This window comes from Marinitoga arctica (assembly GCF_054657315.1).
The window spans coordinates 1-12,444 of the sequence record NZ_BAAHYY010000014.1 but is presented as its reverse complement, the minus strand read 5'-3'; the positions used below and the strand labels follow the sequence as shown (position 1 = coordinate 12,444).

The following is a 12,444-nucleotide window of genomic DNA, read 5'->3' as shown; positions in this document are numbered from 1 at the left end:
TTAATAGTTAAAAAAATAAAGTTTGAAAAAATTTATTGATTTTATTGATTTTTCAAACTTTTTTCCATAAATTCAATATAAAAATCTAAAATTTCTGAGGCAGGAAAATCCTCATCCCAATTTTCATATAATTTTTTTCTTAGCTCAAATTGCTGAACAACACCAATAGTTTGTAGCCACAATAACATTGCCATTTTGTCTATATCCATATCATTTCTAATAGAACCATCATTAATTCCCTTTAAAATTAATAATTTTAAAATATCAAATATTTTTTCACTCTTTTCATAAGAATTTATAACAGTGGGTTCTTCAGCATCTAAATCAGCTTTTTCTGTTTCATATTTGATAATGAAACTATAATATTCTGGATATTCTCTATAAAATTTAATATACACTCTTCCCATATCCAAAACTTTATCCAATCCGGTTTTTGAATATTTTATATTAGCTTTTATTAAATTTTCTAAAATATTAAGACCATCTAATACTAAAGAAAAAAACAAATCCTTTTTACTGGAAAAATATAAGTAAAGAGTACCTTTTGCCACTTTAGATTTTTTGGCAATCTCATTCATTGATGTATTTTCATACCCTTTTTCAAAAAATATTTTTTTTGCAACATTCTTTATTTTCATTTTCTTTTTTAGAACTTTTTCTTTATTATGCTCTTCATTAGACATAAAAAACCCCTTTATTGACCATTGGTCATTTTTTTCTTTTAGATTATAGCATTTTTTTATTTTTTTGTCAATAAGAAAATTAAAATATAAGTTATTGTAAATAAGTTGTTTTTATCTTATTAACATTATAAAAAAAGAAAAGATTTTTATCGTTAATGATGAATATTTCCTTTTGAAACAAAAACTGGAACACTTTGGTTATTTTTCATGAAACAGTTTTCATGATAATATTTTATTACCGAAAATTTTAAAGAGGAGGGTGAATTATGAAATCTTTTTGGAAAAAGTATTTTATTATTTTTGTTTTGGTTATTTTATCAATCTCTTTGTTTAGTGAAACTTTTAAACGTGAGGAATCATTCTTTTTTGGGGGTGGGCTATGGAATGCTCCTTCAAACTGGAATCCTTTAACACCATGGGCTGCTGTTCCTGGAACAGTTGGTGGTGTTTATGAAACATTATTTGCTTATGATCCATTAAATAATGAGTTTATTCCATGGTTGGCTGAAAAAGGTTATTGGAAAGATGATAATCATTATTATTTAAAATTAAGAGAAAATTTAACTTGGACCGATGGAAAACCATTAACTGCAGATGATGTTATTTTTACTTTTGAAATTGCAAAAATGAATACTGGCATTACCTATTCATCTTTATGGAATTGGATGGATAAAATAAAAAAAATTAGTAATAATGAATTGGTTTTTGAATTTTCTGATCCTAGATATCATGAATGGGATTTCCAATTATATCAGATATCAATTATACCAAAACATATTTGGAGTAAATATCCTATAAATGACGTTGTATCCTTAGCTAACGAAAATCCAATTGGCTCTGGAATGTATTTAGCCTATGATAAAACGGATGATAGAATGATTTTTAAAAGAAATGATAATTGGTGGGGAAAAGATATATTTGGTTTACCAGCACCAAAATATTTAATCGAATTAAAAATATTTTCTAATAATGTTGCTTTAGGAATGCTTATGAAAGGTGAATTAGATGTAAGTAATTTCTTCTTACCTGGTGTCCCGTCTGTAAAAAATATTTATGGTATAAAAACATGGTTTGAAAAAGCCCCTTATATGTTATCTGATAACACCGCTCTTCTCTTTTTAAACACAACAAAAAAACCTATGAATGATCCAAATTTCAGAAAAGCAGTAGCTTACTCTATTAATGTATCTCCAATTATTAGAAGAGTTTTTGAATTTCAAGTAGAACCAGCAAATTCTTTAGGATTTTTACCAATTAATTCATGGACGAAATATTATGATGAAGATTTAGTTAAAAAATATGGCTTTAGCTATAGTCCTGCTATGGCAAACAAAATTTTAGATGAAGCAGGTTATAAAGACATTGACAACGATGGTTATAGAGAAGGTCCTGATGGTAAAAAAAATGATTTAACTATTATTGTACCTTTTGGTTGGACTGATTGGATGGAATCTATTAAAATCATATCAGCTGATTTAGAAAAAGTCGGAATTAAAGCAGAACCTAAATTCCCAGATTACGGAAAATATTCAGAAGATATGTATTCAGCTAATTTTGATATGTTGATAAATAATTTTAATAGCAATGTATCTTCAACACCTTGGACATATTTTAATTGGTTATTTGAATCAACACAAGTAAATAATGAGAAAGAATATGGTGGAAATTGGGGAAGATATAAAAATCAAGAATTATTTGATTTAGTTAACGAATTTAACAAAACTAAAGACGAAACAAAAGCAAAAGATATAGCTTCAAAAATTGAAAGAATATTTTTAGAAGAAATGCCTGTTATACCGCTTTGGTATAATGGAATGTGGTTTCAAGCAAGTGAAAGATACTGGACAAATTACCCTGATGAAAATAATCCTTATGCATGGCCTGCTTTATGGGGAGGAAGATGGCAGATTGGTGGAAACATGATGCTATTAAATTTAAAACCAGTTAAATAAATTTCAGCTCCAACTCAAATGAGTTGGAGCTTATAATTAAACAGGAGGTTTGATATGGGTAAATATTTAAGAAAGAAAATTTTAATTTATTTAATAACCTTCTTTGTAGCAGTTTCTATAGACTGGGCTATTCCAAGATTTATGCCTGGAAATCCTGTTTCTTTATTATTATCAAGATTTGCAGGTCTTCCTGAAACAACAGAAAAATTAAATACTTATTTCATTCAAGCTTTTGGATTAGATCAGCCTTTATGGAAACAATATATAAATTTTTGGATTTCTCTATTCAAAGGTGATCTAGGAGTAAGCGTTTTTTTATACCCAAAAAAAGTTGTTGATATTATTAAAGGATCAATAATATATGATATTGTATTGCTTGTACCAGCTATATTATTAAGTTGGCTTGTGGGAAATAAATTAGGTGCTTTAGCGGCCATAAACAAAAAAACAGACAATTCCATTATTCCTGTTTTCTTTTTCTTAACTTCTTCTCCATATTTTTGGATGGCCATGCTAATGGCATGGTTTCTAGGTTTTGTGATACCTATTTTCCCTCTTTCAGGTGCATATAGTTATACGATGACACCTTCGTTTTCCATAACATTTATTTTAGATTTTTTATATCATTTAGCTTTACCCTTTATTTCTTTGTTTCTTGTAATGCTCGGCGGATGGGCAATTGGTATGAGGAATATGATAATTTATGAAATGGGATCTAATTATTCTAAATATATGGAGGCATTGGGTGCTTCTGATAAATTAATAAGAAAATATGCTTATAGAAATGCTATTTTACCACAAATAACAGGATTAGCTTTACAATTAGGTACAATTATTTTGGGATCATTAACTACGCAAAGCGTATTTTCATATCCAGGTTTAGGTTTTTTATTACTTCAAGCTATACAAAATCAAGATTATTTCTTAATTCAAGGAATATTTCTTGTTATTGTAATAATGGTTTTGTTAGGAAATTTCATTGTAGATATTATATATGTTTTTGTTGATCCAAGAATAAGATTTTCTTATACGGAGGGTGTTTGACATGAAGTTTAATATAAAAAATAATGAATTTTTATATTTCTCTCTACGAAATAAAAAAGTGGTATTTGGAATTACAATGTTTCTTATACTTCTTCTACTAGGTATAATAGGTCCTTATTTTTCAAAATATAATCCTTTAGAATATGCAGGACCAGGTTATATGCCACCAAATAAAGATTTTTGGTTGGGAACAAATATTTTTGGTCAAGATCTTTTTACTCAAATTGTTTATGGTTTAAGAAGTTCTTATTTTGTGGGTTTTTTTGGTGGAACATTAGCTACTTTAATAGGATTATTCATCGGTTTTTTATCAGGATACAAAGGAAAATGGATAGATGAAGGTTTAATGATGATAACAAATATAATGTTAGTTATTCCTACTTTAGCTGTATTGATAATTATCTCTGCATATTTATCTTTTAGAGGTATGGTTTTTGAAAGTATTATAATTGGATTAACTAATTGGCCTTGGAGTGCAAGAGCAGTTAGATCTTTAACAATGTCAATAAAAAACAAAGAATTTGTAAATCTTTCGAGAATTTCCTCTTTACCAACAAAAAAAATTATAATAGAAGATATTGCTTCTAATATGTTTTCCTATATTTTTATGGTTTATATACTACAATTTGGTGGCGCTGTATTATCAGCTGTAACTTTAGATTTTATTGGACTTGGCCCAACAAAAGGAATTTCATTAGGACTAATTATGCAAATAGCAAGAGATTGGAATGCTGTTCAACTAGGAATGTGGTGGTGGGCAATTATTCCTGGATTATTAATAACTCTTTTAGTAACTTCACTATATTTTATTAATACTGGCTTAGACGAAGTATTCAACCCTAAGTTACGGGAGATGTGATATGATGAATGAAATTTTAAGCGTAAAAAATCTAAAAATATATTATAGAACCTTAAAAGGTTTTGTAAAATCTTTAGATGATATAAGTTTTTCTATATATGAGGGTGAAATTTTAGGTATTGCTGGTGAATCTGGTTGTGGAAAAAGTACATTAGGTAATAGTTTAATTTTACGAAAACCACCTATGAATTATATTTCTGGAGAGGCTAATCTAAATGGCACTAATATAATGAATTTATCAAAAAAGCAAATGAATAATATAAGATATAAAAACATCTCAATAATACCCCAATATGCTATGGATGCTTTTAGTCCCACTAAAAAAATTAAAACCTTTATATCAGATTTAGTGAAAGAACATGGTATTACACCTAATGATAAATTTTTTAATAAAGTAAAAAAAAGAATGGAATTAGTTAATTTAGATCCAAATGTTATTGAAAAATTTTCTGTAGAATTATCTGGTGGAATGAAACAAAGAGTTATTATGGTAATTTCCACTTTGCTAGATCCGGATTTACTAATAGCTGATGAAGTAACATCCGCATTAGACGTTAGTTCTCAAAGATTCGTTTGCGATACACTTTTGAAATTTAGAGATATGAGAATTATAAAATCAATGATGTTTATAACTCATGATATTGGTGTACTAAACCAAATTGCTGATAGAATAATGGTTATGTACGCTGGAAAAATTGCTGAAATAGGTAAAACTGAAGATATATTAAATAACCCAAAACATCCTTATACAAAAGCTCTTATAAACTCTATCCCCAAAAAAGATGTTAGAATCACAGAAAAAAAATTAAAAAGTATTAATGGAGCACCACCAAACCTTTTAAATATTGAAGATGGTTGTAGGTTTAGATTTAGATGTCCTATTGCTAATGAAAAATGTTTATCAAATCCGCCTATTAAAAATTATAATAATGGACATATTGTATCTTGTTGGAATGTAGGTGATGAAAATGAGTAATATATATATGTCATTAAAAAATATAACAAAAGAATTTGATACAGACTTTTTTGGTAAAAAGAAGTTTAAAGCTGTAAATAATGTTTCTTTTGATATAAAAAAAGGTGAAATTATCTCTTTAATTGGGGAAAGCGGCAGTGGAAAAACCACAGTTGGAAAAATGATTTTAAAATTGATAAAACCAACAGACGGAAATATTTTTTTAGAAGGACAAAACATTTGGGAATTGAAAAATAATAAAGAATATTATAAAAATGTTCAATCTATATTTCAAGATCCGTTTTCTTCTTTTAATACATTATTTAAAGTTGATAGAGTTTTTAATATTATATTTAATGAATTTTTCCCAAATGAAAAAAACAGAATTGAAAAAATAGAAAAAGTTATTTTTCAAGTTGGAATGAATCCCAAAAACATTTTAGGTAAATACCCTCATCAATTAAGTGGCGGTCAATTACAAAGATTACTTATAGCAAGAGCATTATTAATGAAAGTAAAAATATTAGTTGCAGATGAATTGATAAGTATGTTAGATGCATCAACAAGAATTGATGTTTTAAACTTACTATCAGATATTAGAAAGGAAACGAAAATGTCAATAGTTTTTATTACACATGATTTATCTTTGGGTTATTACTTAAGCGATAAAACGTTAATAATGTATAAGGGAAATATTGTTGAAAAGGGAGATACAGAAAAAGTTTATAATAATCCTCAACATCCATATACAAAAATGCTTTTAAATTCTATTCCAAAAATTGATGAAAAATGGTCAAAAGAAGATAATTTTGTACCTGAAACAGTTGAAATAGAAGTAAAAAAATATTATTTTCAGAATAAAAACAGTAAAAAAGAGTACATTGAGGTAGAAAAAAATCATTTTGTGAAAGTGAGGGAATAATATGAAAAGAAAAGATTTTCCTAAAAATTTCTTATTTGGTGTTGCCACAGCTGCTTATCAAATAGAAGGTGGAAAAAACGATAGAAGTTTATCAATATGGGATGATTTTTCACACACTCCCGGAAAAGTATTAAATAATGATAATGGGGATATTGCTTGCGATCATTATAATAGATATGAAGAAGATATTGAGATAATGAAAAATTTAGGAATAAATGCATATAGATTTTCTATATCCTGGCCAAGAGTTATGGAAGATGGTATTAAACCTAATAAAAAAGGAATTGATTTTTATCAAAAATTAGTAGATAAACTTTTAGAAAATAGAATTACCCCATTTATTACATTGTATCATTGGGATTTACCTCTCTATTTATATAAAGAAAAAAATGGATGGTTAAATCCTGATATTGCTAATTATTTCCAAGATTATGCCTCACTTATGTTTATGAAATTAGGGGATAGAGTTAAAAATTGGATCACTTTAAATGAACCATGGTGCTCAGCTTTTTTGGGATACTTTACAGGGGAACATGCTCCAGGACATAAAAGTTTCCAAGAATCATTTTATGTAGCACATAATCTGCTAAGATCTCATGGTAAAGCGGTTATTGCATTTAGAGATTTAATAAAAAATGGTAAAATAGGTATTACAAATGTTGTTTCTAAAGTAGAATCAGCTACCAATAACCCAAAAGATATAAATGCATCAAAATTGGTTGATCAATTTATTAATGGATGGTATCATGATCCTATTATTTTTGGCAAATATCCAGAAGAGGCTGTTATTGCTTTAAAAAATATGAATATCAATATTCCAGAGAATGATTTCGATATAATTTCTCAAAAAATAGATTTTCTAGGTGTAAATTATTATTCAAGAAATTTAATAGCTTATGATGAAAATCATCCTTTGAAATTTAAACACGTTGAAGGAACTCTCGAAAAAACAGATATGGGTTGGGAAATATATCCTCAAGGTTTATATGATATGTTAATTAAGTTTAATGAAAAATATAAATTGCCTTTATATGTAACAGAAAATGGCATGGCTGGCCCTGATAAATTAAAAAATGGACGTGTTAATGATAAATATAGAATAAAATATTTAAATGATCATTTTGAAAAAGCTTTAGAAGCTATAAACGATGGCGTAGATTTAAGAGGATATTTTGTATGGTCTTTAATGGATAATTTTGAATGGTCATTTGGGTATTCAAAAAGATTCGGTATAGTATATATTGATTATATTACACAAAAAAGATATTTAAAAGATAGTGCTATATGGTATAAAAACTTTTTATTAGAGGAGGAATAAAATGATCAGATTTAATAAAGATTTTCTATTTGGAATTTCTATGTCTGGCTTCCAATTTGAAATGGGGGGAAAAAATATTGACAGCAATACTGATTGGTTTAAATGGACCCATGATAAAAGAATTTTAAATGCTGGTTTGGTAAGCGGAGATTTCCCAGAAAACGGATCAAATTATTGGGAATTATATAGAACAGATAATGAATATATGAAAAAACTAGGATTGGATATAGTAAGAATTGGAATTGAATGGTCTAGAATTTTCCCATCTTCTACTTTTAATGTTAATGTCGATTATTTAGAAAAAAATGGGGATATAATAAATATAGATATATCTTTAAATACTATTAAAGAACTTAAAAAAATAGCTAACATTAATGCCCTTAATCATTATAAAAATATTATTTCCGACTTAAAAGAAAAAGGTATTAGGGTTATGATTGATCTAAATCATTTTTCATTACCTCTTTGGATTCATGATCCTATAAATGTAAATATATATCACAAAGGACCTTGGGGTTGGATAGATAAAAATACTATAATTGAGTTTTCTAAATATGCAGCTTTCTTAGCATATGAATTAAATAATTTAGTAGACTATTGGTCAACTATGAATGAGCCACAAATAGTATCATCGTTAGGATATCTGCAACCATTATCTGGATTCCCTCCGTCAATAATTAACGAAAAATATTATAAATTAGCTCAAAAAAAACAAGCTGAAGCACATTGTAGAGCTTATGATATAATGAAAAAATTTACCGATAAACCTATAGGATTTATATATTCGTTCACATGGGTTGATCCAGAGCGGCAAGAAGATGAAAGTATTGTAGAAAAAGCTAAGTTTTTTAACAATTATCACTTTACAGATATGGTTATAAAAGGAGAAATCGATTTTGATTTAAATGGTAAAGTAAAATTCAGAGAAGATATGAAAGAAAAATTTGATTTCATTGGTATAAATTATTATACTAGGACAGTTGTAAAAGAAATTGATAATACATGGACAGTTGTTGAAGGATATGGGTATTCATGCAATGGTAAAATTTCCAAGTCAGGAAAACCTGTTACAGATATGGAATGGGAAGTTTACCCTGAAGGTATTAAAAAAATTATACTGGAAATCAAAGAACGTTATAATAATCCACTCATGATTATAACTGAAAATGGTGTAGCAAGCAATGGAGACATACAACCGTATTTTATTGTTTCACATTTAATGAAAATCAATGAAGCTATAAACTTAGGAGCAAATGTTAAAGGATATATGTATTGGTCAATTATTGATAATTATGAATGGCCAAAAGGTTTTTCTAAACGCTTTGGTTTAATACATATAGATTTTAAAACGAAAAAAAGAACTTTAAGACCTGCTTTTTTTGTATATAATGATATTATAAAAAATAGAGGAATACCTGATTATTTAAAAAATTACATGTTTTATCCTTTTAATTTAGAATAATAAATTAAAAACAATGGAGGTGGTTGTCATGCCATCGCTTAGAGAAATTTCTAAAAAAATCGGAGTTTCAATTTCCACTATATCTAGAGTTATAAATGGTTATGATAACGTTTCAGAAAAAACACGAAATAAAGTTTTAAAAGCTTTAAAAGAATATCATTACCAACTACCTCAAATTGAAAAAAGAAAATTGCATTATTTAGTGGGTATATTAGTTCCCAATTTGTGGGGTAATCATTATAATATAATTTCCGAAGCAATTGCATCAGAATTAACCAAATATGGTTATGATAGTTTTGTAACATCTACATATCAATTATTAAACAAAGAAATTGAAATACTAGAACAATTTTTTTCAAGAAGAGCTGACGGCGTAATTGTATGCACTACAAAAAATGATGATGCACATATTGAAAAACTTGTAAAATCGGCTATTCCTGTTGTGGCTGTTGATAGAATGGAAAGTGAAATCAAAGTAGATACCGTTGGAATTGATAATTATCATTCTTCATATATGGGTATAAAATATCTTTTTAAAAAAGGACATAAAAATATTTTATTTGTTCAAGGAGATAAAGAAATTTACTCAGCTAGAATTAGAAAAAAAGCTGTACTTGATTTCTCAAAAAAATATAACATAAATTTAAAAATTTTAGAATCAAATTTTGAATTTGATGGAGGTTATAAACCTGTTAAAGAATACCTAATAAGAAACAAAAAAGATTTTACAGCTATATTTTTTTCAAATGACCAAATGGCTTTAGGTGGTATGAAAGCTATTTATGAATCAGGATATGTAATACCTGAAGATATTTCAATTTTAGGATTTGATGATGATAAATATTCAAAATACCTTTATCCATCCTTAACGACAATAAGACAACCTAGAGACGATATGGGAAAAATAGCTGCTCAACTAATTATAGATAGAATCACAGGAAAAGGCAGCAAAGTAAAAAGAAAAATATTATTACCAACTGAAATTATTGAACGAAATAGCGTTAAACAAATAAACTGACTCCATCTCGAGTCAGTTTATTTGTTTTTCATTAAACTTTAATTTTCATATGATATAATAAGAATGAAAGGAGTGATTTTATGGAATTAAAACTAAAATTAACAGATGATCTTAAAAAATACATGAAAGAAAAAAATACAAAGGCATTAAATGCAATTAAGTTATTAAAAGCGGAAATTAAAAAAAATGAGGTAGAAAAACAAAGAGAATTGAAAGGTGATGAAATTATTTCTTTAATTAGAAAACAAATAAAAATGAGACAAGATTCAATCTCTCAGTATGAAGCTGCAGGAAGAACTGATCTAGTTGAAGAGGAAAAATATGAATTAAATATATTAAAGGAGTATTTACCTCTTGAAATGTCTGATGAAGATTTAGAAAAAATAATAAAAAGAATTATAGCAGAATTGGGCGAAAATGCAAAATTTGGTCAGGTTATGGGAAAAGCTATGAAGGAATTAAAAGGAAGCGTTGATGGAAATAGAGTAAATGCTATTGTAAAAAAATTGTTGGGATAAGATATGAAAAAATTGTTTATATTTATATTTTTAATTTTTGTTATAATGAATTTTTCACAAATTAAAATTCAAAAAGAAAATATTTTATTAATTGAAAACTCAAATTCATGGATTGTCGAGAATATAGTTAATGAATTTGAGTCTAAACTTTTATATTCTTATAACGTTTATAGAAATAATGATAAATTAGATAATAATTTCAAATTTGGTTTAAAATTAGAATTTTCTGAAGATTCTTCTAAAAATAGTATTAGAATTTTAGCTACCTTTGATGGAACAAAATTAGACTTATCTGAAAAGATTAAGGATAATAGCGATTGGGTAAACAAATTTACTACACAAGTTCTTGAAAAAATATCATTTATAAGGCTTTTTAATAGTCAAACATGGAATTTTTTACAATTAACGTATTGGGATGGTATCGATGAATATCCATACCTTTCTTCTGATAGAAAGAAATTTATATTTATCTCTGACAGATATGACGGAAATAGAGATATTTGGGGATATGATTTAGAAAAAAATAAATATATAAACATACCTTTAAAATTTTCTTCTGAATATTTTCCAAATATAACAGAAGATGGATCTTATATTTTTCAAAGTTCATTTTATGGAAAATGGGATGTATTAATATATGATCCAGAAAAAGAAAAAATAAAAAGAGTATCGGATGATTCTTATAATGCTTATACTCCATATTATTATAATAATTATATTTATTTTTCTGCCGAAGAAAGAAACGGTGAAAGCTGGACTGAAATTTATAAATATAATATAAAAAATGAAAAAATTGAAAAAATCACTTCATTAAAAAATACATTTAAATTTAGACCTACATTGTTGAAAAATAATATAATATTTCAAATTATTAATCCTAAAAACGGCCAAAATGATATATCTATGTTTAAAGATAACGAAATAGTTCCGATAATAAATTCAGAATTAAATGAAGTTGATCCTTTTGGATTTAAAAATTACGTTGCATATTCTAAATTAAAAAATGGTTATTATAGAATAACATTATATAATTTAGAAACGAAAGAAGAAAATCCCTTATCATTGGATTTTTCTGATGATGCATTTTATCCTTTTGTTTATAGTAATATGGTATTTTTTTCATTATATTATAAAAACGGAGAGCCTGATATATTTGTTATCAGACTCCCTTAAATTATTTTTTTATAACTTTTTCTAATTCAATTTTCTCTTTTGCGCTTAATATTTTTTCTACATCTATTAAAAAAATCATACCATCATCCATTTTAATAATTCCACTAATATATTCTGCTTGTGTACCTCCTACATCTGGTGCTTCTTCTAATTGTTCTTGTTTTACGTTTATAACTTCTTTAACTTCATCAACTATAAGCCCAAACTTCTTTTCTCCAATTTTAACAACTAAAATTTTAGCTTTATTAATATCTTCAAATTGCGGATATTTAAACTTTACTCTTAAATTAATAATAGGCAATACACCATCTCTAAAATTAACAATACCTTCAATAAAATCTGAAGCTTCTGGAATTTTTGTTGTCTTTTGGTATTCTATCACTGTATCAACATGATTGATATCTATTGCGAATCTTTCATCTTCAATCCTAAAACTAACAGCTTTTAATTCAATAGACATGTTTTCCCCTCCTTTTGCTTTTATTATATTATATCATAATTAGTTTTATTTTAAAACTCACAAAATAAATAAAATTATTG

12 protein-coding genes are annotated in these 12,444 nt (G+C 26.7%); 10 read left to right on the top strand and 2 right to left on the bottom strand.

The genetic code is table 11. From position 1 onward, the window contains the following. Nucleotides 1-41: 41 nt before the first annotated feature. The gene (locus ACYQ44_RS05255; protein WP_459995746.1) at nt 42-683 is read right to left on the bottom strand and encodes a TetR/AcrR family transcriptional regulator; all 642 of its coding nucleotides are present in this window, start codon (nt 681-683) and stop codon (nt 42-44) included. A 266-nt stretch (nt 684-949) separates the two neighbouring features. Between ACYQ44_RS05255 and ACYQ44_RS05250 the strand changes: the two genes are divergently transcribed. From ACYQ44_RS05250 to ACYQ44_RS05205, 10 genes are all read left to right on the top strand, one after another. Beyond that, a complete protein-coding gene (locus ACYQ44_RS05250) occupies nt 950-2,635 on the top strand; it encodes an ABC transporter substrate-binding protein (RefSeq protein WP_459995745.1) in 1,686 nt (561 codons plus the stop codon). 54 nt (nt 2,636-2,689) lie between these two features. Continuing rightward, complete coding sequence (locus tag ACYQ44_RS05245; RefSeq protein WP_459995743.1) at nt 2,690-3,679, top strand: ABC transporter permease; 990 nt, start codon at nt 2,690-2,692, stop codon at nt 3,677-3,679. 1 nt (nt 3,680) lies between these two features. After that, a complete protein-coding gene (locus ACYQ44_RS05240) occupies nt 3,681-4,538 on the top strand; it encodes an ABC transporter permease (RefSeq protein WP_459995741.1) in 858 nt (285 codons plus the stop codon). Between the two features lie 4 nt (nt 4,539-4,542). Continuing rightward, the gene (locus ACYQ44_RS05235; RefSeq protein WP_459995799.1) at nt 4,543-5,514 is read left to right on the top strand and encodes an ABC transporter ATP-binding protein; all 972 of its coding nucleotides are present in this window, start codon (nt 4,543-4,545) and stop codon (nt 5,512-5,514) included. Continuing rightward, nucleotides 5,507-6,415 (top strand): ABC transporter ATP-binding protein, encoded by a 909-nt coding sequence (locus tag ACYQ44_RS05230; RefSeq protein WP_459995740.1) that lies wholly within the window; start codon nt 5,507-5,509, stop codon nt 6,413-6,415. The genes ACYQ44_RS05235 and ACYQ44_RS05230 overlap by 8 nt, the downstream gene beginning before the upstream one ends. A gap of 1 nt (nt 6,416) precedes the next feature. Next, on the top strand, nt 6,417-7,733 hold the full coding sequence (locus ACYQ44_RS05225) for a GH1 family beta-glucosidase (protein ID WP_459995737.1): 1,317 nt from the start codon (nt 6,417-6,419) through the stop codon (nt 7,731-7,733). A 1-nt stretch (nt 7,734) separates the two neighbouring features. Then, nucleotides 7,735-9,195, top strand: coding sequence for a beta-galactosidase BgaS (bgaS, locus tag ACYQ44_RS05220; RefSeq protein WP_459995736.1), 1,461 nt, complete (start codon nt 7,735-7,737; stop codon nt 9,193-9,195). 28 nt (nt 9,196-9,223) lie between these two features. Continuing rightward, the gene (locus tag ACYQ44_RS05215) at nt 9,224-10,213 is read left to right on the top strand and encodes a LacI family DNA-binding transcriptional regulator (protein ID WP_459995735.1); all 990 of its coding nucleotides are present in this window, start codon (nt 9,224-9,226) and stop codon (nt 10,211-10,213) included. An 80-nt stretch (nt 10,214-10,293) separates the two neighbouring features. After that, nucleotides 10,294-10,731 carry a GatB/YqeY domain-containing protein gene (locus ACYQ44_RS05210; protein WP_459995733.1) on the top strand — a complete coding sequence of 146 codons (438 nt, stop codon included), beginning with the start codon at nt 10,294-10,296 and terminating at the stop codon, nt 10,729-10,731. 3 nt (nt 10,732-10,734) lie between these two features. Next, entirely contained in the window at nt 10,735-11,904 is a 1,170-nt protein-coding gene (locus tag ACYQ44_RS05205) for a TolB family protein (RefSeq protein WP_459995731.1), read from the top strand. Between the two features lies 1 nt (nt 11,905). Here ACYQ44_RS05205 and ACYQ44_RS05200 read toward each other — a convergent pair whose 3' ends face one another. Next, nucleotides 11,906-12,364, bottom strand: a complete 459-nt coding sequence (locus tag ACYQ44_RS05200) for a chemotaxis protein CheW (protein WP_459995730.1) — start codon at nt 12,362-12,364, stop codon at nt 11,906-11,908. Between the last annotated feature and the right edge of the window lie 80 nt (nt 12,365-12,444).